23 protein-coding genes are annotated in these 24339 nt (G+C 55.7%); 21 read left to right on the top strand and 2 right to left on the bottom strand.

Features of this window, described 5'->3' with window-relative positions; genetic code table 11:
- Position 1 precedes the first annotated feature (1 nt).
- The 11 genes from accC to spo0A all read left to right on the top strand — a co-directional run bounded on the left by accC (position 2) and on the right by spo0A (position 11055).
- Entirely contained in the window at positions 2-1345 is a 1344-nt protein-coding gene (accC, locus tag KNP74_RS01620) for an acetyl-CoA carboxylase biotin carboxylase subunit (RefSeq protein ID WP_251130059.1), read from the top strand.
- A 112-nt stretch (positions 1346-1457) separates the two neighbouring features.
- Entirely contained in the window at positions 1458-1841 is a 384-nt protein-coding gene (nusB, locus tag KNP74_RS01615; RefSeq protein ID WP_214763217.1) for a transcription antitermination factor NusB, read from the top strand.
- An 84-nt stretch (positions 1842-1925) separates the two neighbouring features.
- Positions 1926-2762, top strand: a complete 837-nt coding sequence (locus KNP74_RS01610) for a bifunctional 5,10-methylenetetrahydrofolate dehydrogenase/5,10-methenyltetrahydrofolate cyclohydrolase (protein ID WP_214763216.1) — start codon at positions 1926-1928, stop codon at positions 2760-2762.
- Positions 2755-4104 carry an exodeoxyribonuclease VII large subunit gene (xseA, locus tag KNP74_RS01605; RefSeq protein WP_214763215.1) on the top strand — a complete coding sequence of 450 codons (1350 nt, stop codon included), beginning with the start codon at positions 2755-2757 and terminating at the stop codon, positions 4102-4104. The genes KNP74_RS01610 and xseA overlap by 8 nt, the downstream gene beginning before the upstream one ends.
- Positions 4073-4303, top strand: a complete 231-nt coding sequence (gene xseB / locus KNP74_RS01600; protein WP_034777980.1) for an exodeoxyribonuclease VII small subunit — start codon at positions 4073-4075, stop codon at positions 4301-4303. The genes xseA and xseB overlap by 32 nt, the downstream gene beginning before the upstream one ends.
- Positions 4300-5178, top strand: a complete 879-nt coding sequence (locus KNP74_RS01595) for a polyprenyl synthetase family protein (protein ID WP_214711445.1) — start codon at positions 4300-4302, stop codon at positions 5176-5178. The genes xseB and KNP74_RS01595 overlap by 4 nt, the downstream gene beginning before the upstream one ends.
- 123 nt (positions 5179-5301) lie before the next feature.
- Positions 5302-7194, top strand: coding sequence for a 1-deoxy-D-xylulose-5-phosphate synthase (gene dxs / locus KNP74_RS01590; RefSeq protein ID WP_214720373.1), 1893 nt, complete (start codon positions 5302-5304; stop codon positions 7192-7194).
- 6 nt (positions 7195-7200) lie between these two features.
- Positions 7201-8022 (top strand): TlyA family RNA methyltransferase, encoded by an 822-nt coding sequence (locus KNP74_RS01585; protein WP_034777976.1) that lies wholly within the window; start codon positions 7201-7203, stop codon positions 8020-8022.
- A 140-nt stretch (positions 8023-8162) separates the two neighbouring features.
- Positions 8163-8612 (top strand): transcriptional regulator AhrC/ArgR, encoded by a 450-nt coding sequence (ahrC, locus tag KNP74_RS01580; protein ID WP_021067696.1) that lies wholly within the window; start codon positions 8163-8165, stop codon positions 8610-8612.
- A gap of 13 nt (positions 8613-8625) precedes the next feature.
- Positions 8626-10323 (top strand): DNA repair protein RecN, encoded by a 1698-nt coding sequence (gene recN / locus KNP74_RS01575; protein WP_214711447.1) that lies wholly within the window; start codon positions 8626-8628, stop codon positions 10321-10323.
- Positions 10324-11055, top strand: a complete 732-nt coding sequence (spo0A, locus tag KNP74_RS01570; RefSeq protein ID WP_138859276.1) for a sporulation transcription factor Spo0A — start codon at positions 10324-10326, stop codon at positions 11053-11055. It abuts the gene before it with no gap.
- Between the two features lie 613 nt (positions 11056-11668).
- Here spo0A and KNP74_RS01565 read toward each other — a convergent pair.
- A complete protein-coding gene (locus KNP74_RS01565) occupies positions 11669-11917 on the bottom strand; it encodes a DUF2627 family protein (RefSeq protein ID WP_034777970.1) in 249 nt (82 codons plus the stop codon).
- Positions 11918-12047: 130 nt separating this feature from the next.
- Between KNP74_RS01565 and KNP74_RS01560 the strand changes: the two genes are divergently transcribed.
- The 8 genes from KNP74_RS01560 (at position 12048) to KNP74_RS01525 (ending at position 21688) form a co-directional block, all read left to right on the top strand.
- Positions 12048-13685 (top strand): sigma 54-interacting transcriptional regulator, encoded by a 1638-nt coding sequence (locus KNP74_RS01560; protein ID WP_138859277.1) that lies wholly within the window; start codon positions 12048-12050, stop codon positions 13683-13685.
- Between the two features lie 122 nt (positions 13686-13807).
- Positions 13808-14704: a phosphate butyryltransferase gene (gene yqiS / locus KNP74_RS01555; protein WP_214706117.1), complete on the top strand. Its 897-nt coding sequence runs from the start codon at positions 13808-13810 to the stop codon at positions 14702-14704.
- Positions 14705-14728: 24 nt separating this feature from the next.
- Positions 14729-15850 carry a Glu/Leu/Phe/Val family dehydrogenase gene (locus tag KNP74_RS01550; protein WP_214711448.1) on the top strand — a complete coding sequence of 374 codons (1122 nt, stop codon included), beginning with the start codon at positions 14729-14731 and terminating at the stop codon, positions 15848-15850.
- Between the two features lies 1 nt (position 15851).
- Positions 15852-16943, top strand: coding sequence for a butyrate kinase (gene buk, locus KNP74_RS01545; protein ID WP_138859280.1), 1092 nt, complete (start codon positions 15852-15854; stop codon positions 16941-16943).
- A complete protein-coding gene (gene lpdA / locus KNP74_RS01540; RefSeq protein ID WP_214763214.1) occupies positions 16927-18336 on the top strand; it encodes a dihydrolipoyl dehydrogenase in 1410 nt (469 codons plus the stop codon). The genes buk and lpdA overlap by 17 nt, the downstream gene beginning before the upstream one ends.
- A 21-nt stretch (positions 18337-18357) precedes the next feature.
- Positions 18358-19356 (top strand): thiamine pyrophosphate-dependent dehydrogenase E1 component subunit alpha, encoded by a 999-nt coding sequence (locus KNP74_RS01535; RefSeq protein ID WP_138860292.1) that lies wholly within the window; start codon positions 18358-18360, stop codon positions 19354-19356.
- Positions 19356-20333: an alpha-ketoacid dehydrogenase subunit beta gene (locus KNP74_RS01530; protein ID WP_034777955.1), complete on the top strand. Its 978-nt coding sequence runs from the start codon at positions 19356-19358 to the stop codon at positions 20331-20333. The genes KNP74_RS01535 and KNP74_RS01530 overlap by 1 nt, the downstream gene beginning before the upstream one ends.
- Before the next feature lie 11 nt (positions 20334-20344).
- Positions 20345-21688: a dihydrolipoamide acetyltransferase family protein gene (locus tag KNP74_RS01525; protein WP_138859283.1), complete on the top strand. Its 1344-nt coding sequence runs from the start codon at positions 20345-20347 to the stop codon at positions 21686-21688.
- 81 nt (positions 21689-21769) lie between these two features.
- Here KNP74_RS01525 and KNP74_RS01520 read toward each other — a convergent pair whose 3' ends face one another.
- Positions 21770-22546 (bottom strand): sporulation protein, encoded by a 777-nt coding sequence (locus KNP74_RS01520; RefSeq protein WP_138859284.1) that lies wholly within the window; start codon positions 22544-22546, stop codon positions 21770-21772.
- A gap of 99 nt (positions 22547-22645) precedes the next feature.
- Between KNP74_RS01520 and KNP74_RS01515 the strand changes: the two genes are divergently transcribed.
- Both KNP74_RS01515 and KNP74_RS01510 read left to right on the top strand, forming a co-directional pair.
- Positions 22646-23830: a class I SAM-dependent methyltransferase gene (locus tag KNP74_RS01515; protein ID WP_214763213.1), complete on the top strand. Its 1185-nt coding sequence runs from the start codon at positions 22646-22648 to the stop codon at positions 23828-23830.
- A 34-nt stretch (positions 23831-23864) separates the two neighbouring features.
- On the top strand, positions 23865-24293 hold the full coding sequence (locus KNP74_RS01510) for a BrxA/BrxB family bacilliredoxin (RefSeq protein WP_034777946.1): 429 nt from the start codon (positions 23865-23867) through the stop codon (positions 24291-24293).
- Positions 24294-24339: the final 46 nt, after the last annotated feature.

The following is a 24339-nucleotide window of genomic DNA, read 5'->3' as shown; positions in this document are numbered from 1 at the left end:
TATGAAACTACTCATTGCAAACCGTGGAGAAATTGCGGTCCGGATCATCCGGGCCGCGAAAGAGTTGAACATTCCGACGGTCGCCGTCTTCTCCGAGGCCGACCGTGAGGCGTTGCACGTCCGTCTCGCCGACGAGGCGTACTGCATCGGACCGAACCTGTCCAAAGACTCATACTTGAATATCCCAAACATCCTATCGGTCGCTTGTGCGGTCGATGCGACGATGATTCATCCGGGTTACGGTTTTTTGGCCGAAAACGCCGAATTCGCCGAGATGAGCGAGGCGTGCGGCATCCAATTCGTCGGACCGAGCAGTTATGCGATTCGGAAGATGGGCATTAAAGACGAAGCGAAGCGAACGATGATCGAGTCGGGCGTTCCGGTCGTCCCGGGATCGAGTGGGGTCGTGACCGACGAGGAAGCGGTCGAACTCGCCCGTGAAATCGGTTATCCGGTCATCATCAAAGCGACGGCCGGAGGCGGCGGACGCGGAATCCGTGTCGCCTATGATGAGACAGAGCTTGTCAAAGGGCTCACGGACACTCGTAAAGAAGCGAAGCAGGCGTTCGGCAACGGCGACGTCTATCTCGAGAAGTACATCGAGTCGTTCCGCCACGTCGAGGTGCAAGTGCTCGCCGACCAGTACGGCAACGTCATCCATCTCGGAGAACGTGATTGCACGATTCAGCGCCGGATGCAGAAACTGATCGAGGAGGCACCGTCGCCGGCGATCGATGAGGCGACGCGCCAAGCGATGGGAGATGCGGCCGTGAAAGCGGCCAAAGCGATTCGTTATTCTGGTGCCGGTACGATCGAGTTCATCTACGTCCCGGAGTCGAACGAGTTCTATTTCATGGAAATGAACACGCGAATCCAAGTCGAACATCCGGTCACCGAGATGATCACCGGCTTCGACCTCGTCCAAGCACAACTCGAGGTCGCGCTCGGTCATCCGCTCGCGATCAGTCAAGCCGACATCACGTTCAGCGGACACTCGATCGAGTGCCGCATCAACGCAGAGGACCCGTTTGCCGACTTCCGTCCGATGGCTGGGAAAATTGATCAGTACATCGTGCCGGGCGGTATGGGTGTCCGGGTCGACAGCGGTCTGTTCGCAGGTGCGGTCATCCCGCCGTTCTATGATTCGATGGTGGCGAAGTTGATCGTCCATGCCCCGACGCGAGAAGAGGCGATCGCGAAGATGCTTCGCGCGCTCGATGAGTTCACGGTATCGGGCATTCATACGACGATTCCATTCCATCAACAAGTCATGGCGCACGAACGTTTCCGAGCGGGCGCGTTCGACACGAAATTTGTCGAAAAAGAAATGACGCTCACAAAATGAACCGTACCAGGAAGCCCGAACATTATTTGGGCTTCCTGGTTTTTTGTACTGAATTTATGGAGGCTTTATGCTAAACTATCACAATGAAAGCATGCAAAAGGAGAGTATCTGAATGAAACGTCATGAAGCACGAGAAAAAGCGATTCAAACGCTTTTTCAAATCGAAGTATCAAAACTTGAGGTGGACGAGGCCATCGAATTCGCCCTCGACGGTATGGATTCGGATCCATTCTACGAACAACTCGTCGTTGAGACGTTAGAAAAGAAAGACGAAATTGACGAACTGCTCGTCGATAACTTGAAAAACTGGAGACTTGATCGCCTCGGCAACGTCGAACGGACGATTCTCCGCATGGCGACGTACGAGTTGCTCTATGTCGAGACGATTCCGGACAAAGTGACGATCAACGAGGCGGTCGAACTCGCCAAGTCGTTCGCCGACGAAGAAGCGGCCAAGCTCGTCAACGGCGTCCTCGGCAACATTATCAAAGCGTAAACGAAGAGAGAGAAACGCGTCATACAAATAGAGAAGACACCACACCAACTACAGAGAAACCTAAAACAACGGGGGATGAGAGAGATGGCAGTAGTGATCGACGGGAAACAAATCGCAGCATCATATCGGGAAACGTTGAAAGAACGGGTCAGTGCGCTTCGTGCGCGCGGCATCGTTCCGAAACTGAAAGTCATTTTAATCGGGGATGATCCGGCGAGCCACAGCTACGTCCGGGGTAAAGAACGGGCAGCAGCTGAGATCGGGATCGATTCACAAGTGATTCGTTTCGATGAGACGATCTCGGAACGTGAAGTGCTCGAACTGATTGATTCGATGAACGAGGACGACGAGCTCCATGGCATCCTCGTTCAATTGCCGCTACCGAAGCATATCGATGAGAACCGTGTCATCATGCGCATCTCGTCAGACAAGGATGTGGATGGGTTCCATCCGACCAACGTCGGGAAGATGATGCTCGGTCTCGAGACACTGTTGCCGTGCACGCCGCACGGAATTCTCCATCTCGTCAAGACACAGACTGACCTCGTCGGTAAACACGTCGTCGTCGTCGGTCGCAGCCAAATCGTCGGGAAACCTGTCGGGATGCTGTTTTTGAACGAGTCGGCCACGGTGACATACTGTCACTCGAAAACGGTCGATCTCGGTGCGATGACGCGTCAAGCCGACATTTTGATCGTCGCCGTCGGTCGGGCCGGTCTCGTCACGAACGAGATGGTCAAACCGGGAGCGATCGTCATCGATGTCGGTGTCAACCGCGTCGACAGCCGTCTCGTCGGAGATGTTGACTTTGATGGGGTCCGCGACGTCGCTGGCGCCATCACCCCGGTTCCGGGTGGTGTCGGTCCGATGACGATCACGATGCTCATGCACAATACGGTCGAGGTCGCCTCACGTGGCTAATCCGATTCAAGTCTCTGAAGTCGTCCGTTATGTGAAACGTCAACTCGACGGTGACCCGGTGTTGCAACAAGTCGCCGTCATCGGCGAAATCTCGAACTTTAAACGGTACGCCTCAGGGCACTGCTATTTCACACTGAAAGACGAATCGTCCCGCATGAAGGCGGTCATGTTCTCACGAGATGCCCGCACGCTCAACTTTGAACCTACGGACGGGATGAACGTGGTCGTCGTCGCTCGAGTGACGATGTATGAGTCGACCGGTGATGTTCAATTGTACGTCGAGCTCATGCGGCAAGACGGCATCGGCATCTTGTTCGAACGCTATGAGGCACGAAAACGTGAGCTCGAGGCGAAGGGCTGGTTCGCGGCGGAACGGAAACGTCCGCTACCGGCGTTCCCTGAGCGCATCGGAATCATCACGTCTCCGAAAGGCGCAGCCTTGCACGATATCGCGACGACGCTTAGACGGCGGGCACCGCACGTGGCCATCACGTTCGCTCCTGTCGCAGTCCAAGGTGAACAAGCCGCTCCGCAAGTGGCGAGTGCGATTCGGTGGATGAATGAACGCACCGACTGCGATGTATTGATTGTCGGACGCGGAGGTGGATCGATCGAGGAATTGTGGGCGTTCAACGAGGATGTCGTCGTCGAAGCGATTTACCACTCCGAGATTCCTGTCATTTCGGCCGTCGGGCACGAGACAGATTTTACGTTGGCTGATTTCGTCGCCGACGTACGGGCTGCCACTCCGACAGCGGCGGCGGAGCTCGCGACGGCAACGATCGAAGCGCAACGAAAAGATGTGGAGCGTTTAAGTCGCGCACTCACGCGGGTCGTGACGACGCAAATGGCCTCGCTTCGCGAACGTGTCGAGCGCATGAAAAACAGTTACGGCCTCAAGTCGCCCCGCTATACGATCATTCAAAAGCGAGAGCGGTTCGCCCAGGCCGAGATTCGGCTCGAACAGAGTGCCACGAAACAAGTGACGCACGCGCGGCACCGTTTCGCAGCGTCGTCCCAACGCCTCGACGTCCGCAATCTGATGCAAGTGTTCCGAACGCAAGACGACCGTTTCCGGCAATATGAAGGACGGTTAGAACGCATTCGACCTCTCGAGAGACCGGCGGGTCAATTCGCACAGTTGGCAGGACGATTGCAATCTGTCAGCCCGCTCGCCGTGCTCGCGAGAGGATACACGTTCGTCGAACAGGACGGGACGTACGTGAAAGATGTCAAACAACTACATGACGGCCTGGTGACGATCCGATTTCGGGATGGCCATGCCGTCGCGGAAGTGAAGGAGAGACACGATGGCGAAGAAACAAGAAGAACTGACGTTTGAAGCGGCGCTCGCACGGCTCGAGGAAATCGTGACACAACTCGAGACGGGAGAAGTCGCCCTTGAAGAAGCGATGACCCTTTACGAGGAAGGCGTACGATTGTCTGCCCTCTGTCAGACCAAATTGACGGCGGCGGAACAAAAAATGGACGAAATTCTTGAACTCGACGGGACGCTCCGTGAAAAAGGAGGGACCGTATGAGCGTGCAGGTCCATCTACAGGCATGGAAAGAAGAGGTCGAACAGGCGACGCGTCGCTTGCTCGATCCGTCTCTGATGCCGGAGCGCTTGTTTCAATCGATGACATACTCCCTCGAGGCGGGGGGGAAACGGATTCGTCCGGCCCTTCTTTATGCCGTCCTCGATACATACGGCCGTCCGCGGGCGCTCGGGCATGAAGCGGCCGTCGCCCTCGAGATGGTCCACACATACTCGCTCATCCATGATGACCTTCCGGCGATGGATGACGATGACGTCCGTCGCGGGCGTCCGACGAACCATCGTCAGTTCGATGAGGCGACCGCGATTCTCGCAGGCGACGCCTTGCTGACGGATGCGTTTCATCTCATCGCACGGCTCGATTTGGAAGCGACGAAAGTCGTCGCCCTCATGACACGGTTCAGTGAAGCGGCAGGCAGCGCCGGCATGGTCGGCGGTCAGCTCGATGACATGCTCGCTGAAAAACGGAGCGGTGTGACACTGTCGACTCTGCAATCAATCCATGAGCGGAAGACTGGGGCGCTTCTCGTGTATGCCCTTGAAGCGGGGGCCATCCTTTCGGACGCTTCCGAGACGGATCGTCAGGCGCTCGCACGGTTCGGAAAACATCTCGGGGTCGCCTTCCAAATCCAAGATGATATTTTAGACGTCGAAGGAGACGAGGCGCTCATCGGGAAACGAGTCGGTTCGGACGAAGGAAACGATAAAGCGACGTATCCGAAACTGCTCGGTCTCGATGGAGCGAAAAAAGCGCTGGAACAAGAAGTCACGGAAAGTGAGGCCGCACTGGCCGAACTTTCGGTCGAGGCCCCGCTTTTACGGGAGCTTCTCGACTTCGTCGTACGACGCAATCATTAATCTCGGTGACACGATGAGCACATCGTGTCACCTTTGTTTTTGTGAATGTATAGCATCTATGGACACATTCTTGTAAAATGTAAGGTACGAATCAGTAATACGACAGGAGAAAGGATGGTCATCATGGACTTGACATCCATTCAAGACCCGTCATTCTTAAAAAAGATGTCGGTACCCGAGTTAGAAGCGCTCGGCGCAGACATCAGACGGTTTTTGATTGAAAAATTGGCTGAAACGGGAGGGCACTTGGGACCAAACCTAGGGGTTGTCGAATTGACGCTTGCCTTGCACCGTGTATTTGACAGTCCGAAAGACCAACTCGTATGGGACGTGGGGCATCAAGCGTACGTCCACAAAATCTTGACAGGACGAACGAGTCAGTTCGATACGCTGCGTCAATACAACGGCTTATGCGGATTCCCGAAGCGTTGTGAGAGCGATCATGACGTCTGGGAGACGGGGCACAGCTCGACGTCCTTATCGGCCGCGATGGGAATCGCCATCGCGAACGAGTTGAAAGGACGCTCGAACGACCGGGCCATCGCCATCATCGGGGACGGGGCGCTCACTGGGGGAATGGCGCTCGAAGCGCTCAACCATATCGGCGCCGAGAAACAAAATGTCATCGTCATCTTGAACGATAACGAGATGTCGATCGCGCCGAACGTCGGCGCGATGCACAACATGCTCGGCCGGATGCGGTCGTCACGTAAACTGAAACACGCCCGTGAGGAAGTCGAGACGCTCATCAAACATATCCCGATCGTCGGCAACTCGCTCGAACGGAGCGGGGAACGCGTGAAGGATATGCTGAAATCAGCGCTCATCCCAGGGACGTTCTTCGAAGAGCTCGGATTCACGTACTTCGGACCGACGGACGGTCACGATTTACGCGATCTGCTCGAGACGCTCGAGTACGCCAAGAAAATTGATGGACCGGTCATCGTTCACGTCATCACGAAAAAAGGCAAGGGCTATCGTCCGGCCGAACTCGATGGTGTCGGCACGTGGCACGGTCTCGGACCGTATAAAATCGAGTCGGGAGAAGTCATCAAAGGCAAGGTCAAAGGACCGAGCTATTCGAAGGTCGTCGCTGAGACGATCACGAAAGTCGCCGAGACGGACGAGCGCGTGACACTCATCACACCAGCGATGAGCGTCGGCTCGAAACTCGATTGCTTCAACAAGCAATTCCCGGAGCGGATGTTTGACGTCGGCATTGCCGAGCAACATGCAGTCACATTGGCCGGAGGACAGGCGACACAAGGCTTGAAGCCGGTCGTCTCGATTTATTCGACGTTCTTCCAACGCGCCTATGATCAGCTCGTGCACGACATTTGCCGTCAAAACTTGAACGTCGTCTTCACGATCGATCGTTCTGGTCTCGTCGGAGCGGACGGGGAGACGCACCAAGGCGTGTTCGATATCGCCTTTATGCGCCACGTGCCGAACATTCGCATCTTGATGGCGAAAGACGAAGAGGAATTGCAACATCTCGTCTATTCGGCGCTGAAGTATGATGACGGTCCAATCGCCGTCCGTTTCCCGCGCGGCGAAGGAATCGGGACACCGATGAGCGAAACGCTCCGCGAATTGCCGCTCGACGTCTGGGAGACGGTCGCGGACGGAACGGATGTCGCCATCTTGACGTTCGGTCCACAAGTGCAAGACGCGCTTGAAGTGCGTGCACTGCTTGAAGGGCAAGTGAGCGTCCGTGTCATCAACGCTCGTACGATCAAACCGCTCGACGACGTCATGCTCTCCGCTCTATACGCGGAAGGCATCCCGCTCGTCACGTTAGAGGAAGCGGCGCTCGCCGGAGGTTTCGGCAGCAGTGTGCTCGAACATGCGAGCGATGCCGGGCAGTTCCCGCGTGTGCTCCGACTTGGCATTCCGGACCGCTATATCGAACACGGCGGCGTCAATCAATTGCTCGAAGAAATCGGGCTCCGTCCGACGCAAATCGCTGACTCGGTTCAGCAGTTCGTTCAAGTGACAAATCGACAGAATGTGTGAGGAACTATGGAAAAACGAAAGAAAACTAGATTAGATGTACTCCTCGTCGACCGCGGGTTAGCGGAGACGAGAGAGAAAGCGAAACGGGCCGTCATGGCCGGTCTCGTCTATAGTGGGACCGAACGGCTTGATAAGGCGGGGGACAAAGTGTTTGACGACATCCCGCTCGAAGTGAAAGGCCAAGTGTTGCCATACGTCGGACGGGGGGGACTGAAGCTTGAAAAAGCGCTCCAAGTCTTCCCGTTCGATGTGGCTGGTAACATCGGCATCGATATCGGTTCATCGACAGGCGGGTTTACTGATTGCGCGCTCCAAAACGGCGCTGCGCAGATGTATGCCGTCGACGTCGGTTATAACCAATTGGCATGGAAGCTGCGGAGCGATGATCGTGTCGTCGTCATGGAGCGGATGAACTTCCGCCATGCGACCGCGGACCAGTTTCCGGTGGCGCCGGACTTTGCGACGATTGACGTCTCATTTATCTCGCTTCGGCTCATGATTCCGCCGTTGAAGACGATTTTGAAGCCTAACGGCATCGTCATGGCGCTCGTCAAACCGCAATTTGAGGCCGGGAAGGCCGATGTCGGCAAGAAAGGCATCGTCCGGGACCGTGCCATCCATGAACGGGTCGTCGACGACATGGTCCGTTACTTCGCCTCGGAAGGGTTCGAAGTTGCGGGACTCGACTTCTCGCCGATCACCGGTGGGGATGGGAATATCGAGTTCTTATTGTTCGCCCGTTTCACCGGCGTCGGCAGTGTCGACCCAGCCATCGACGTGGACGCGGTCATCGACGCCGCCCACGCGCAATTGAAGAAGAACGCTTGAGCTGCAGACGTCTTGTCTGCAGTTTTTTTTGTGTCCGCTCGCCGATCCAGGGAATTCATCCCGCGAAAGCTAGACCTTTTTTCGACAATACTTTAGAATGATACTGAGTATGCGAAACATAAAATGAGGTGTCAGCGAGTATGAACAAAGGACAGCGCTTGATTAAAATTCGAGAAATCGTGACCAATCGTGAAATCGAGACACAAGACGAGCTCGTCGATGAGCTCCACCGCTCCGGCTATCCGGTGACGCAAGCGACAGTTTCGCGGGATATCAAAGAACTTCATCTCGTGAAAGTGCCGCTCAACGACGGTCGCTATAAGTATAGTCTCCCGGCCGATCAACGCTTCAATCCGTACGGCAAGATGAAGCGGATCCTCGGTGACAGCTTCGTCTCGGTCGACTCGGCTCAAAACTTGGTCGTCATGAAAGTGTTGCCGGGCAATGCGGATGCGATCGGTGTCTTGATCGATCATTTGTCATGGGACGAGCTGATTGGAACGGTATGTGGAGACGACACGATTTTGATGATCGCCCGTGACGAAGACCAGGCGAAACGAATCATCGAACGACTACTCGGAATGTTATGAGGTGAATTATCGTATGTTAGCAGAACTATCGATCAAACAATTTGCGATCATCGATGAACTGAATATCACGTTCAAACGTGGGATGACCGTATTGACAGGGGAGACCGGGGCCGGGAAGTCAATCTTACTCGACGCCATCGGTTTGCTCGTCGGGGGACGCGGCTCGAGCGAGTTCGTCCGTTACGGTCAAGACAAGGCGGAGATCGAAGGGCTGTTCATCGTCGAACCGGACCACCCGATCCTCGAGGCGGCGACCCAATACGGGATCGAGATCGAAGAAGGGACCGTCATTTTACGCCGCGACTTACATAGCAGCGGAAAGAGCGTTTGCCGGGTCAACGGCAAGATGATGCCGCTATCGACGCTACGCGAACTCGGCCGACTGCTCGTCGATATCCATGGCCAGCACGAGCATCAGCACTTGATGGATGCCGAGTACCATCTCGGTATTTTGGACAGCTTTGCCGAATCCGAGCTCGCCCCGCTCCTCGAGCGATATCGCGAGGCTTACGTCGATTGGAAAAACGTCGCCGATGAGTTGAAACGGTTGAGTCAAAGTGAACAAGAGTTGGCCCAACGCATGGACTTGCTCGCGTTCCAGACGAATGAGATCGAGGCGGCCGAGCTGAAAGTCGGTGAAGAACAGGCGCTCACGGAGGAACGGAACGAGCTCGCCAACTTCGAGCGGATTCATCAGCACGTCCGGTTATCGTATGAGGCGGTCGCGGATGAGGCGAAAGGGCTCGACCAGATCGGCATCGCCATGCGCGAGATGGAGGAAGCCTCCGCATTGTCGACATCGCTCGCGCCGATGGCCGAGACGATCTCGAACGCTTACTTCTTGCTCGAAGACGCGAAATTTCAGTTGCGTGACCAGCTCGACTCGCTCGAATTCGACCCGATCCGGCTCGATGAGATCGAGACGCGGCTCGCTTTGTTCCAACAGCTGAAGCGGAAATACGGGGCCACGATCGACGAGGTCATCACGTACGGGGAAAAAATTGCTGATGAGTTAAAATCGATGACGAATCGGGAAGAACATTTGCAAGAACTATCGGACCGGCTCGCCCAGCTCGAACAAAAAGTACGTACGTCCGGGCTGGCGCTATCGGCGGCCCGTAAACAAGCGGCTACCGAGCTCGAGAAGGCGATTCAGCGTGAATTGAAAGAATTATATATGGAGAAGACCCAGTTCGAAGTTCGGTTCAAAGAAGGACCGTTCAAGGCGGACGGGCTCGATCAAGTCGAATTCTATATGATGACGAACGTCGGGGAGCCTTTCAAGCCGCTCGCCAAAGTGGCCTCCGGCGGAGAATTGTCCCGCGTCATGCTCGCCTTGAAGTCGATTTTCTCGCGAACGGTCGGCGTCGCGTCGATCATTTTCGATGAAGTGGATACGGGTGTCTCAGGACGGGTCGCCCAAGCGATGGGTGAGAAGATCTTCCGTCTGTCGGTCGGCTCACAAGTGCTCTGTATCACCCATTTGGCTCAAGTGGCCGCCATGGCGGATCAGCACTTGTACATCACGAAGACGGAGACGGATGATCGCACGAAGACGAACGTCTCCACGCTCGGTCATGCCGAACGAGTCGATGAGCTCGGGCGCATGATCGCCGGGGCGCAGATGACGGATTTGACGAAACAACATGTGGAGGAACTGCTCACTATGTCTCTCCAATTAAAACGGAAGTTTATCGAAGGGGTGTCTTAATTGATCACATTATGCATCGCGGACGACAATCGAGAAATCGTCGACTTGTTGACCCGACAACTCGAGTCCGAGGACGACTTAAAAGTCGTCGGGACCGCCTACGACGGCGAGGCATGCTTAGACGTCGTCAAGACACACCAGCCGGACGTGCTGCTGCTCGACATCATCATGCCGCACCTGGACGGCATCGGCGTCCTCGAACGGTTACAGACGGAATTGGCTCATGCCAAACCGGAAGTGATCATGCTCAGTGCGTTCGGGAAAGATGAAGTGACGAAACAGGCAGTTCAACTCGGCGCTTCTTACTTTTTGGTCAAGCCGTTCAACATTCAACAATTGATCACGAAAATCCGCGAACTCGCCGCTGGTTCGAGCCGAGAATTCGAGGCGATGTCGCCGGAAGAACTCGATATCTCGCTGTTGTTGCAACAACTCGGGATTTCACCGCGCATCAAAGGGTTCAAATATATTCGTCAAGCCGTCGTCTACGTCCGGGAGCGCCAAGAGCTGCTCGGATTGATCACGAAGGAACTGTATCCGATGATCGCGAAAGAGCATGAGACGACGTCGTCCCGTGTCGAGCGAGCGATGCGCCATGCCATCAAGACGGCATGGGAGAACGGGATGCGCGACCATGAGATGTTCGATGGCCGGCCTGAGCGCGAGCGCAGTCCGAAAAACTCTGAATTCATTTCATATTTCGTCACGTATCAATCGTTTAAACAGAAATGACCGATCAGGGGGTTCTCCTCCTGATTTTCTTTAATATTGTGAAAGAAAGCGCTTGCAAAATTGCCGGAACTTGTTATAATAAAGGTGTACCAAGTTACTTGGACGAGCGTCAGATGAACGCTTTCTAACGTGTTCCGGAACAGGTTAGAGCAAGAAATCATCTCGGACCGCTATCCGTCAATAGCTCAGAGGTGGGAACGACATCTCAAATCGTCATCGTCCCGACGAGAGGTCGCGACGTACGCTCATTCGCGAGGCGATTCCGGCATCGGTTCGAAGCTAGGGACCGTGTTCGGGGAAAACGAATCGTTCAGTTGACCAAAAGGAGTGTTGTCAACCGTTGAACAGTTTATGGCAAGCGTTCGACTTCACGATGGATGGTTCGACATGACCCGATGACTATTTGTTAGTAACTCGAATGGGTACGTTTCCGTTCACGCAAGACGGCAGTTACTAATTTCTTTCAAACTTCTTCATTAAGAAGACCATTGGACCTCATGTCACAAGATTGTAGCAAGTAGGAGAGGAGATCATCCGTAGTGATCACAATTCAATACGAATAAAAAGGTTCCGCACTTGAAATGAAGTCAAGTTAGGGAACCTTTTTTTGTGTTCAAGAATCTATTCGCGGGACTTTGCCTGTTTTCTTGTCACGATTGAAGATATAACCTGCCACAAAACCGATCCCGCCCATCGCGATCAACAGCCCGAACGTTCCTTGGAGCATGGAGGCGGCTGCCACCGACTCGATCCAAGAGAATGGGACGCTCGTTTTGAGGAAGAAACTGTCGCGAAGCAACTTGATGCCATAGACACCAAGTAGGCCAGGGATGATCAAGATCAGCAGTGCGATGATACGCATAGGATCTCCTCCTTAACACTCATTATTTTAACAGAAAATACATAGCTCGACACGGCCTTTTTTGTGAGGTTGCGAAATCAGTTCAGGTTCAGTAGCATGGATGCAGAACGGTAAAATGGGGGATATTAGAATGAATAAACGATTGATGATTGTCGGTGCGGGGAAAGGCGGGACCGAGGTGTTGAAGATGTTGCTCGACTCGCCGCTCGTCACCGTCGTCGCCGTCATCGACCCGGAAGCGATGGCCGAAGGCGTGCAGCTCGCGCGCAACCACGGGATTATGACGGCGGGGGATTGGCGGGTATGTGCTGCAACACGTCTCGATTTCGTGATCGAGACGACCGGACGCTCTGAGACGTTTGATGAGTTGAAAGAACATTTTGCGGACGCGGTCGTCTTGCCCGGGGAGTTCATCCGTATCGTCGTCGAACGGCTGAAGCAAAACCAACAGATGCTCGAGGCGATCATCGACTGTACGAGCGAGGCGATCTCGGTCGCCGACCACAACGGGAATACGATTTTAATCAACCCGTCCTATACGCGACTGACGGGATTCAAGAAAGAAGACGTCGTCGATAAGCCGGCGACGGCCGACATCGGCATGCAGGAGAGCGTTCACTTGAAAGTGCTGTCGACCGGGCAAGGAGTCCGCGATATCCGGATGCAAATCGGGGCGACGCGGCGCGACATTCTCGTCAATGCCGAACCGATTATCGTCGAAGGGAAACTGCGCGGGTCGGTCGGTGTGATCCGGGACGTCTCCCAAATCCGGGCGCTCCGTGACGAGCTGCAAGAAGCGAAGACGCGTATCCGCAACCTTGAGGCGAAATACCAGTTCGCCGACATCATCGCGTCGAGCGACGCGATGCGCTTCGTCATCGAACAGGCCCGCCTCGCCGCGGTCACGCCGGTCACCGTCCTCATTCGCGGGGAGTCGGGGACGGGCAAGGAACTGTTCGCCCACGCCATCCACGGTGAGTCCCCGCGTAAATATAAGAAATTCGTCCGCGTCAATTGCGCGGCCATCTCCCCGACGCTCCTCGAGAGTGAGTTGTTCGGTTATGAGGACGGTGCCTTCAGTGGGGCGAAACGTGGTGGGAAGGTCGGCTATTTCGAAGAGGCCGATGGCGGCTCACTCTTCTTAGACGAAATTGGCGAACTGCCGGTCGACGTCCAAGTCAAACTCCTCCGTGTCCTGCAGGAACATGAGATCGTCCGGGTCGGGGGCACGAATGCGATTCCGGTCGACGTCCGCATCATCGCGGCGACGAACGCCGACCTCGAACAGAAAGTGGCGGACGGCACGTTCCGTGAAGACTTGTACTATCGGATCAATCGGATGCCGATTCATATTCCGCCGCTCCGGGACCGGCTTGAAGAAGTCGAGCCGCTCTGTGAGCGCATCGTCCGTAAATTGAATCAAGAGTACGGCCGCAGTGTGCGCGGTGTGAACCGTGAGGCGACCGAACTGCTGAAGAGCCAATACTGGAAAGGCAACGTCCGTGAACTCGAGAACGTGCTCGGCCGGGCGATGATCTATATGGCGAGCAGCGAACAGTGGATCGCCCCGCACCATCTTCAACTCTCGGCCCGTGTCCCGTCGACACGACCGACCGACGCGCTTTCCTTGCAAGACGCCGTCGCACGTTACGAACGAGATTTGATTGAACGGGCGATCGAGGAAGCGGACGGCAACAAGTCGGAAGCGGCTCGTCGATTACACATCTCGATCCGAACGCTGTATAATAAACTTGAACGTCTGCAATAAATTACCTGCACTTTTTTTCATACCATGCAATAATGTGCGTAATATGCAACTGGTTAAAGCGCTTTCAAAAATGGAAACAATCTTGCATGATAGTAAGTGAAGACAGGCAAGGGGGGACACGCATGAATTTTGAACGGATGCTCGAACAAGCGAAACAACTGAACGGGCGCACCGTCTCGATCGCCGGGGCGGCCGACGTAGAAGTCATCCGCGCCGTCAAGCTCGCGACCGATCACGGATTGTCTCGGTTCAAACTGATGGGGGAGGCCCGTGAGATTAAACGATTGTGTGATGATCACGGCATCGACGAGGACGCGGTCGACATCATCCACGTCAAAGGCGACAAAGAGATTGCCAAACGGGCCACACTCGCCGTCAAAATGGGGGAAGCCGATGTGCTCATGAAAGGAATGGTCGCGACGTCGACGTTCATGAAAGCCGTGCTCAGCCGGGAGACGGGGCTGAGGACGAACCGGACGCTCAGCCATATCGCCCTGTTCCAAATCCCGAATCGGGACCGGCTGATCGGGGTGACCGACGCGGCGATCCATATCGCGCCGACACTCGATGAAAAAGTCGACATCATTCATAACGCCGTGGCGGCGATGCATGACATCGGTTACGCGTCGCCGAAAGTGGCCGCCATCGCGGCGGTCGAAGTCGTCAATCCGCAGATGACGGCGACACTGGACGCCGCACTGCTCAGTCAGATGAACCGGCGCGGACAAATCAAAGGTTGTATCGTCGACGGGCCGCTCGCGCTCGATAACGCCGTCGACATGGTCGCGGCCAAACAGAAAGGCATCGCCAGCGACGTCGCCGGACAAGCCGACCTATTGCTCGTCCCATACATAGAGGTCGGCAACGTCCTTTATAAGTCGATGATGTACTTTGCTGGAGCAAGTGTGGCGGCCATCGTCGTCGGCGCGGCCGCCCCGGTCGTCTTGACGAGTCGGGCCGATACGGCCGAGGCCAAGCTGTACTCACTCGCGTTCGCATTACTGCACGCCAAAAAATAAACTACGCATATGGAGGAATCATCAATGATGGAAACTAACATGGAACCACGCTTTCGTATTTTCGACGTCTTACAGGCTGAAGACTATGAGCAAATCGTCTTCTGTCAAGATCAGGCATCGGGATTGAAAGCGATTATCGCGATTCATGATACGACGCTCGGACCGGCTCTCGGGGGGCTGCGGATGTGGAACTACGCTTCAGAAGAAGAGGCGCTCACGGACGTTCTCCGTCTCGCCAAAGGGATGACGTATAAGAACGCGGCGGCGGGACTCAACCTTGGTGGCGGGAAGGCCGTCATCATCGGCAATGCGAAGACGGACAAATCAGAGGCGTTGTTCCGTGCATTCGGTCGTTACGTGCAATCGCTCAGCGGGCGCTACATCACGGCCGAGGACGTCAATACGTCGGTCGCCGATATGGACTTCATCCACATGGAAACGGATTACGTGACCGGTGTCAGCCCGGCGTTCGGATCGAGCGGCAACCCATCACCGGTGACGGCGTATGGCGTGTATCGCGGCATGAAGGCGGCAGCGAAATGGAAGTTCGGTTCGGATTCGCTCGCCGGCAAGACGGTCGCCGTCCAAGGGGTCGGGAACGTCGCCTATAACTTGTGCCGCCATTTACATGAAGAAGGGGCACACTTGGTCGTCACCGACATCAACGAAGAGGCGCTCAAACGGGCCGAGACGGACTTCGGCGCGACGGTCGTCAAGCCGGACGAGATTTATGCGGTCGATTGTGACATCTTCGCCCCGTGTGCGCTCGGTGCGGTCATCAATGATAAGACGATTCCGATGCTCAAAGCCCAAATCGTCGCCGGAGCGGCGAACAACCAGCTCGCTGAGGATCGTCACGGGGACGTGCTCGAGGAGCGCGGTATCCTTTACGCCCCAGACTTCGTCATCAACGCGGGCGGTGTCATCAACGTGGCCGACGAGCTCGAAGGCTATAACCGCGAGCGGGCGATGAAGAAAGTCGAGCTCATTTACGACAACATGCAGCGCGTCTTCGAGATTGCCGAACGGGACGGGGTACCGACCCACGTCGCGGCCGAGAAGATGGCTGAAGAGCGCATTCAGATGATGGCACGTTCACGCAGCCAGTTCTTGAAAGTCGAAAAGAGTCTGTTAGGTGGTCGCTAAAATGACAAGACAGCTCATTCTTGCCATCAACCCTGGTTCGACTTCGACGAAGGTCGGCTTGTTTGACGGAGCGGTCGAGATCATGTCTCGGACCGTCCGTCATGGGGCCGACGTCACAGGATTGTCAATTCCGAAGCAACTTTCGCATCGGGAACGGGAAGTACGAGCCTTGTTGGCCGAGACGGGCATCGCGGGCGAGGACTTGTCCGCGATCGTCGGTCGCGGTGGCTTGCTTGCCCCGATGACGTCGGGGACGTACGCCGTCAATCCGCTCATGCAGGAAGACTTGGCGAGCGGACGTTTCGGCATGCACGCCTCGAACTTGGGCGGTTTGCTCGCCCACAAGCTCGGTGAGTTATTTCAAGTACCGAATTTTATCGTTGACCCAGTAGTCGTCGACGAGCTCGGACCGCTCGCGCGACCAACCGGAATGCCTGAAATCAACCGACGCAGCATCTTCCACGCCTTGAACCAAAAAGCGGTCGCGAAGCGTTTTGCCGCCGAAAATGGAAGCGATTACAAAGAACTCAACCTAATCATCGCTCACCTCGGAGGCGGCATCACGGTTGGCGCCCATGCCAAAGGGACGGTCATCGATGTGAACAACGGACTCGATGGCGACGGACCGCTCGCGCCGGAACGAGCCGGTTCGATTCCTGTTGGACAGGTAGTAGAACTATGTTATAGTACCAGGTATAAAGAGTCGGAAATGAAACAAAAAATCGTCGGACGCGGAGGTTTGTTTGCCCACCTCGGGACGTTCGACGCGATCGAGATCGAACAGCGGATGGCAGACGGTGATGAGCAAGCCGCACTCCTTTACGAGACGATGGCGTACCGGGTCGCCCAAGAGATCGCCAAACATGGCGCCACCTTATTTGGTGACGTCGACGCGATTCTGTTGACGGGCGGCATCGCCTATTCGACTTGGCTGACCGAGCAAATCAGTGCGCGCGTCGGCTATTTGGCGCCGGTCCACATCTATCCTGGTGAAGATGAGTTGAAGGCACTCGCCGAAGGCGCACTCCGGGCCATCCGACAAGAAGAAGCAGTTCGAGAATATGAGGGGGATACACATGGCACGAGAATTTGAGATCGTCGTCATCGGCGGCGGTCCTGGCGGATATGTCGCGGCCATCAAGGCGGCCCAAGCCGGTAAAACTGTCGCAATCGTGGAGGCCGAGAAACTCGGCGGGACATGTCTACATAAAGGCTGCATCCCGACGAAGGCGTTGTTGAAAGCGGCCCACGTCTATCAGACGGCGAAACATGGGAGCGCCTACGGCGTCGAGACGGGAACGGTCACGTTCAACATGGAACGCGCCCAGTCGTTCAAACGCGATTTGGTCGCAGGGCTTGAGAAAGGCATCGAGCACTTGATGAAACAAGGCAAGATCGAGGTATTCCGCGGCAAGGCCTCGATTTTAGGGCCGAGCATCTTCTCGCCGCAGCCGGGAACGGTCGCGGTCGAGGACAGCTCGGGCGAGTCTGAGCTCATCTTGCCGAACCAGCTCATCATCGCGACGGGGTCGATTCCGCGCGAACTGCCTGGTCTGCCGTTTGACCATACACGGATTTTAAACTCGGACGACCTGCTCCAATTCGAACAGTTGCCGGCATCGATCGCCATCGTTGGCGGTGGGGTCATCGGTGTCGAATGGGCCTCGATGCTCATCGACCTCGACGTTGACGTCACCTTGATCGAAGTCGGAGAGCGACTGTTGCCGCTCGAAGACAAGGCGGTGTCACGGGAAGTCGAACGACTCCTGAAAAAACGGGGCGTCCGTGTGTTGAAGAACGTCACTGTCGATCCGGAGCGTACAGAAGTAGCAACCGATGCCGTCTCGCTCGCGGTCGGCGAAGAGACGATCTCGGTCGAGTGTGTGCTCGTCTCGGTCGGACGGGTCGCCAATACGGAACATCTCGGGTTACAGAACACATCGATTGTCGTCGAGAACGGTGTCATCCAAGTCGATGAGCAGTATCGGACGAAAGAACGTCACATCTTCGCCATCGGGGACTGCATCGGCAAGCTCCAGCTCGCCCATGTCGCCTCAGCGGAAGGTGTCAAGGCGGTCGAGACGATTCTCGGTCACGAGCCGACTCCGCTCGATTATGCGTTGATCCCGCGTTGCGTCTACGGGGTGCCGGAAGTCGCATCGGTCGGCATGACCGAGGAAGCGGCCAAAGCGGCCGGTCATGAAGTGAAGACGGGCACGTATCGTTTCAACGGCCTCGGCAAGGCCCGCATCGAAGGACCGGCGGACGGATTCGTCAAGCTCGTGTCCGACAAGTCGACCGACGACCTGCTCGGTGTGCATATCGTCGGGCCAAAAGCGACAGAACTGATCACAGAAGGCGGACTCGCTCTCGTCTTGAACGCCACGGCATGGGAAATGGGCCAACTCGTCCATCCTCACCCGGCGCTGAGCGAAGCGTTCCAAGAAGCGGCACTGGCCGTTGACGGATTACCGATTCACGCCTAAGGAGGAAACAGAATGGAACAGATGACTGTGAATTCATATGAGGAACTAGGATTGACGAAACAAGACCTCGGTGCGATGTACGAGACGATGGTCCGCGCCCGTAAAATCGATGAGCGCATGTGGAAATTGAACCGTGCCGGAAAAATCCCGTTCGTCGTCTCGTGTCAAGGACAAGAGGCGGCCCAAGTCGGGGCAGCGTTCGCGCTTGAGAAAGGGACGGACTATATTCTCCCGTATTACCGCGATGTCGCCGTTGTCCTCCACTTCGGACAGACGGCTCGCGACTTGATGTTGTCGGCGTTCGCCAAGGCGGAAGACCCGAACTCGGGCGGTCGTCAGATGCCAGGGCATTTCGGTTCAAAACAGCACCGCATCGTGACGGGTTCGTCTCCGGTGACGACGCAAGTACCGCATGCGGTCGGTGTAGCGCTCGCCGCCAAACTGAAAAATGAAGAGCTCGTCACATTCGTATCGTTTGGAGAAGGCTCATCGAACCAAGGCGACTTCCACGAAGGTGCAAACTTCGCCGGTGTCCACAAGCTACCGGTCATCTTGTTCTGTGAGAACAACAAATATGCCATCTCGGTACCGCTCTCGAAGCAGCTCGCTTGTGAGCGTGTATCGGACCGCGCCAAAGGTTACGGGATGCCGGGCGTCACGGTCGATGGGACAGATCCGATTGCCGTCTATGTCGCCGTGAAAGAAGCCCGCGACCGCGCTCTTCGCGGCGAAGGCCCGACGCTCATCGAAGCCGAAGTCGAACGTCTCGTACCGCACTCGTCGGATGACGATGACAAAGCGTACCGCTCGTTCGAAGAGTTGGCTGACCTTAAAAATCGCGACGGGAATCAATTGTTCCGGAAGCGTTTGATTGAGGATGGCGTCATGACCGAGGAAGAACTCGCAGAGATCGAGGCAAACGTCGATCGTGAAGTCAATGAGGCGACTGCGTACGCCGACAAGGCACCCTATGCGTCTCCTGAATCGACGATGGACCATGTGTACGAGGAGGAAATGTGATGAAAACGTTTATTGAAGCGATCAATGAAGCGATCCATGAAGAGATGGAACGCGATGAGAACGTCTTCGTGCTCGGGGAAGATGTCGGCGTCCGAGGCGGTGTGTTCCGCGCGACCCAAGGCTTGATTGAGAAGTACGGCGAGGACCGCGTCATCGATGCGCCACTCGCCGAGAGCGCAATCGCAGGTGTCGGAATCGGAGCGGCCATGTATGGCATGCGTCCGATTGCCGAAATGCAATTCGCCGACTTCATCATGCCGGCGGTCAACCAAATCGTCTCGGAAGCGGCGAAAATCCGCTATCGTTCAAATAACGATTGGACGTGCCCGATGGTCATCCGTGCACCGTTCGGCGGTGGAATCCATGGTGCGCTCTATCACTCTCAATCGGTCGAGGCGATGTTCAACTCGACGCCTGGACTCAAGGTCGTCATCCCGTCCGATCCGGTCGATGCGAAAGGGTTGCTTAAGGCAGCCATTCGTTCGAATGACCCGGTTCTCTTCTTTGAGCACAAACGGGCGTATCGTCTATTGAAGTCGGAACTCCCGACCGAAGAGTATACGGTCGAGATCGGCAAGGCCGCCGTCAAGCGAGAAGGTGACGATATCACGATCATCACGTACGGTCTGTGCGTCCACATGGCCCAGGAAGCGGCGAAGACGCTTGAAGCCGAAGGGGTCAGCACGCACATCCTCGATTTGCGCACAATTTATCCGCTCGACCAAGACGCCATCGTCGAAGCCGTCAAGAAAACCGGGAAAGTGCTCCTCGTCACCGAGGACAATAAAGAAGGCAGCATCATCGGGGAAGTCGCGGCCATCATCGCTGAGAAAGCACTATTTGAACTCGATGCGCCGATCGAACGTCTGGCGGGACCGGACGTTCCGTCGATGCCGTATGCACCACCGATGGAGAAATTCTTCATCGTCTCCCCTGAAAAAATCGCGGAGCGGGCACGTCAGCTCGCCGCCTTTTAAGGAGGGGTCATATGGAACAGACAATTAAAATGCCACAGCTCGGGGAAAGTGTCACCGAGGGGACGATCACGACGTTTCTCGTCAAACCAGGTGACCGCGTCGAGGAGTATGAGCCGCTCGCCGAGGTCATGACCGATAAAGTGACGGCTGAGATCCCGGCGACGAGTGCCGGCGTCGTGAAAGAAATGTTAATCAGTGAAGGGGACACGGTCGCCGTCGGCACGCCAGTCCTCATCATGGAAGTCGAAGGTGCCGAGTCTACACCGGCAAAAGCAGAACCGAAAGCAGAACCGGCACAAGTCGAATCGGCCCCGGTCGAGACGAAGCAAGCGGTCACTGCCGCGTCGGCCGCCCCCCGAAAACAGAATAATGGACGTTTCTCGCCGGCGGTCATCCGACTCGCCAATGAGAATGCGATCGACTTGAACGAGCTCGACGGCAGCGGCCTCGGTGGTCGCATCACGCGCAAAGATGTCCTCCGCTACTTGTCAGAAGGTCGTCCGGTCAAACCGGAAGCGGCGACGCAGACGCCAGTCCAAGAGACGATGACCCAAGTGAAGCTCGAAGTGCCTGAAACAGTTGCTGCCCCGGCTGTAACGCCAGCTGCCCCGGCTGTAACGCCAGCTGCTACGACTTCTGCTGACGTCTCAACGGACCGCGTCGAGTTGATTCCGACGGCCGGTGTCCGTCAAGCGATCGCGAGCAACATGGTCCGCTCGAAACATGAGGCCCCGCATGCGTGGCTCATGATCGAGGTCGATGTGACGAACCTCGTCTCAGCGCGGGCCAAGTTGAAAGACGAGTTCTTCAAGCGCGAAGGTGTCAAACTGACATTCATGCCGTTCTTCATGAAGGCGGCGATCGAGGCGTTGAAAAAACATCCGATGATGAACTCGGAATGGGCGGGCGATCACATCAAAGTCCATCAAGATATCCATCTGTCGGTCGCCGTCGCAGCGAACGACGCCCTCTACGTCCCGGTCATCAAACATGCGGACGAGAAGAACATCAAAGGGCTCGCTGTCGCCCTTCAAGACGTGGCGGCGCGTGCCCGCGGCAACCGTTTGAAAGCGGACGAGATGCGCGGTGGCACGTTCACGATCAACAATACGGGTGCGTTCGGTTCGATTCAATCGGCGCCGATTTTGAACTATCCGCAAGCGGCCATCCTATCGGTCGAGTCGATCGTGAAACGTCCCGTTTGGGTGAATGGGATGTTCGCGGCGCGTGATATGGTCAACTTGTGTATGTCGGTCGACCACCGTGTCCTCGACGGTCTCGTCGCCGGTCAATTCTTGCAGGCGATCAAACAGTCGCTCGAGTCCATCGACCCAGACACGTATACGCTCTATTGATTCACGTCCTGCCTTCGATCGAGGGCAGGATTTTTCATATGGAAAATAAAAAAGCCACGGAATTTTCCGTGGCAACATGGTTCAGATGGAACGTTCAATCAATGCCTCGAGATCGCGGCGAATCCGTTCGGGCGAGGCGAGCTCGGTGTTCGTATAGCTGAGACGGTGCGTCGACTCGTCGGTCCCCGTCAAGTCGGCGAACAGGCTGCCGAGATTATGGACGCTCTTGTCGACTTGAATCAATAAGTCTAGAGACGACTCCGTTTGGAGCATGACGACTTCGAGCTCATCGAGTTTGCGTCCATAGCTCGTGCCGTTCGGTGAATATTCGAGTTCTTGGGCAATCGGGAGACGGCCGGAACGATGGCGGGCCGGGAGCATCTCCGTATCAGCCTTCTTCAAGCGGAAGCCGATGTCGTCGAGCACGTCGAGGACGACCTGTTGAGCGTGGTTCGGTTTGACGAGAATCGAGTCCTCGTCTTTCGGGTCGACGGCCTGGGCGATATCGAGACCGGTCTCAATCCACGATTTCGATTGGCTGACCGAAATCGGCGTGTTGAACGGCACGTCGATCGTGAACGGGATTTCTTTCACTTCGTCGGGACCAATCATGAACGGCGCCTCGTTCAACAAAATCTTCTCAATCGTGAACGTCGAGTACGTTGTCTTGTCGTTCACCTCATGCTTATAGAGCGTGTTGAAGAAGATGTAAATCCGGTCGACCGATTGCTCGGTGCTGCCGCCCTTGATATGGACGACACCATCGAGCGTCCCGCCTGGCACACAGGCGTTCTCCGCGAGCCGTGTATCGACCGTCGCGGCACCGATCCCAATCGATGATAATAACTTTTTGAACATACAATAATCCTCCTTTGACGTTTGCACGTGTTCGTGTAATAGTATGTACGAATACACGTGAACAAAAGTTTCGAAACTATTGAAAAAAGGATGAACGCAGTGGAATATACAGAGTTAAAACAGCGACTCGCTGATGTGATTCGCCAGAACGAGCTCGTGACGGCGACAATCAGCCAACCGCGTCATAAGTCGAACGATTTGCGCCGGGTCAAATTGAAGCCGGTCCTGTTGAAAGGCGAGTACCATATACAGTTCGAATACCAATTTGAACGGGTGATGAAACATAAAAATCTCACACCGGACGAGGCGGTCAACGAGCTCGATGAATTGCTCGAGACGTTCCGCCAAGGTCAGTTCCAGTTGACGGCGTCCGAGGTCCACTTTCAACTGTCTAAAAAGTTCAAAGTGACGTTCAAGGAACGTGAGACGGCCGTCAAACAAGTGAAGCTGAGCCATAACCGCGAGAAGCAGTATGTGTTGCCGCTCGATGAACCGGTCCCGTTCCTCATCCGCCTCGGCGTCCAGTCCGAGGATGGGAAAGTGAAACGCCAAAAGTATGACAAGTTCAAGCAAATCAATCGTTTCCTCGAATTTATCGAGGACTCGATCAAACACTTGCCGACCGACCGGACGATACGGATTCTCGACTTCGGCTCAGGGAAGTCATATTTGACGTTCGCCCTCTATCACTTCCTGCGTGAGATGAAAGGCTATGACGTCCATATCACCGGGCTCGATTTGAAGAAGGAAGTCATCGAAGAATGTGCCGGGATTGCCCGTGACCTCGGCTATGAGCGCCTCGAGTTTCTCGTCGGGGACATCAACGAGTTCGAAGGCGAGACGGCGGTCGATATGGTCGTCACGCTTCATGCCTGTGACGTCGCGACGGACATGGCGCTCGCCCGGGCCGTTCGCTGGGGAGCTAAAGTCATCTTGAGCGTCCCTTGTTGTCAAAAAGAATTGAATCGTCAACTCGAGGCGCCGAGCCTCGACGTCATGCTGCAGCATGGACTCGTCAAAGAACGGTTCGCGGCGCTCGCCACCGATTCGATTCGGGCCGAATTACTTGGACTCGTCGGCTATGAGGCGCAACTGCTCGAGTTCATCGATATGGAGCACACGCCGAAAAACATCCTGATTCGGGCGTATCTCACGAACAGGGAAGCGACCGCTGAAGCGCGGGCCCGCTATGTGGCCTTCAAGACGCTGTTGAACGCGACACCGTTCCTCGAAGGACAATTGAGCGATAGACTTGTCCTAACCGATCCACTAGACGTAAAATAAGAAAGAACAGACGCAAGTCGAAAGGGGAAACAATATGGATTTTCAATTATACTTTCAAGATGTAGTCGAACAAGCTCGCAATGAGGTACGCGCTGCAGGGTACACAGAACTCACGACACCGGAAGAAGTCGACGCGGCGTTAACAAAAGAAGGCAAAACGCTCGTGCTCGTCAACTCGGTATGTGGCTGTGCTGGTGGCATCGCTCGTCCGGCAGCAGCGTACGTGAACAAGATGGAAGGCGTCAAACCGGACCAGTTCGTGACTGTATTCGCGGGTCAAGACCGTGAAGCGACGGACCGGGCCCGTGAATACTTCGAAGGTTACGCCCCGTCGTCACCATCGATCGCGCTGTTAGAAGACGGCAATATCGTCACGATGGTCGAACGGAGCACGATCGAGTCATCGACGGCCGAAGAGCTCGTCGAGCAGTTACAGACGTTGTTCGATATTTACTACGCCTAAGAAGTGAGCGCAGAGGCATTGCCTTTGCGCTTTTCCTTAAGAAGGG

Origin of the sequence: Exiguobacterium sp. s141 (genome assembly GCF_018618085.1) — a bacterium.
GTDB classification, from domain to species: Bacteria; Bacillota; Bacilli; order Exiguobacteriales; family Exiguobacteriaceae; genus Exiguobacterium; species Exiguobacterium mexicanum_A.
The sequence above is the reverse complement of the archived record's forward strand: the minus strand, read 5'-3'. Positions and strand labels throughout refer to the sequence as shown.

What these genes read in the sequence shown, in the direction of transcription:
- accC (WP_251130059.1), top strand. Translation starts at nt 2, where the DNA reads ATGAAACTACTCATTGCAAACCGTGGAGAAATTGCGGTCCGGATCATC.
- nusB (WP_214763217.1), top strand. Translation starts at nt 1,458, where the DNA reads ATGAAACGTCATGAAGCACGAGAAAAAGCGATTCAAACGCTTTTTCAA.
- KNP74_RS01610 (WP_214763216.1), top strand. Translation starts at nt 1,926, where the DNA reads ATGGCAGTAGTGATCGACGGGAAACAAATCGCAGCATCATATCGGGAA.
- xseB (WP_034777980.1), top strand. Translation starts at nt 4,073, where the DNA reads ATGGCGAAGAAACAAGAAGAACTGACGTTTGAAGCGGCGCTCGCACGG.
- KNP74_RS01595 (WP_214711445.1), top strand. Translation starts at nt 4,300, where the DNA reads ATGAGCGTGCAGGTCCATCTACAGGCATGGAAAGAAGAGGTCGAACAG.
- dxs (WP_214720373.1), top strand. Translation starts at nt 5,302, where the DNA reads ATGGACTTGACATCCATTCAAGACCCGTCATTCTTAAAAAAGATGTCG.
- KNP74_RS01585 (WP_034777976.1), top strand. Translation starts at nt 7,201, where the DNA reads ATGGAAAAACGAAAGAAAACTAGATTAGATGTACTCCTCGTCGACCGC.
- ahrC (WP_021067696.1), top strand. Translation starts at nt 8,163, where the DNA reads ATGAACAAAGGACAGCGCTTGATTAAAATTCGAGAAATCGTGACCAAT.
- recN (WP_214711447.1), top strand. Translation starts at nt 8,626, where the DNA reads ATGTTAGCAGAACTATCGATCAAACAATTTGCGATCATCGATGAACTG.
- KNP74_RS01565 (WP_034777970.1), bottom strand. Translation starts at nt 11,917, where the DNA reads ATGCGTATCATCGCACTGCTGATCTTGATCATCCCTGGCCTACTTGGT.
- KNP74_RS01560 (WP_138859277.1), top strand. Translation starts at nt 12,048, where the DNA reads ATGAATAAACGATTGATGATTGTCGGTGCGGGGAAAGGCGGGACCGAG.
- yqiS (WP_214706117.1), top strand. Translation starts at nt 13,808, where the DNA reads ATGAATTTTGAACGGATGCTCGAACAAGCGAAACAACTGAACGGGCGC.
- KNP74_RS01550 (WP_214711448.1), top strand. Translation starts at nt 14,729, where the DNA reads ATGATGGAAACTAACATGGAACCACGCTTTCGTATTTTCGACGTCTTA.
- buk (WP_138859280.1), top strand. Translation starts at nt 15,852, where the DNA reads ATGACAAGACAGCTCATTCTTGCCATCAACCCTGGTTCGACTTCGACG.
- lpdA (WP_214763214.1), top strand. Translation starts at nt 16,927, where the DNA reads ATGGCACGAGAATTTGAGATCGTCGTCATCGGCGGCGGTCCTGGCGGA.
- KNP74_RS01535 (WP_138860292.1), top strand. Translation starts at nt 18,358, where the DNA reads ATGACTGTGAATTCATATGAGGAACTAGGATTGACGAAACAAGACCTC.
- KNP74_RS01530 (WP_034777955.1), top strand. Translation starts at nt 19,356, where the DNA reads ATGAAAACGTTTATTGAAGCGATCAATGAAGCGATCCATGAAGAGATG.
- KNP74_RS01525 (WP_138859283.1), top strand. Translation starts at nt 20,345, where the DNA reads ATGGAACAGACAATTAAAATGCCACAGCTCGGGGAAAGTGTCACCGAG.
- KNP74_RS01520 (WP_138859284.1), bottom strand. Translation starts at nt 22,546, where the DNA reads ATGTTCAAAAAGTTATTATCATCGATTGGGATCGGTGCCGCGACGGTC.
- KNP74_RS01510 (WP_034777946.1), top strand. Translation starts at nt 23,865, where the DNA reads ATGGATTTTCAATTATACTTTCAAGATGTAGTCGAACAAGCTCGCAAT.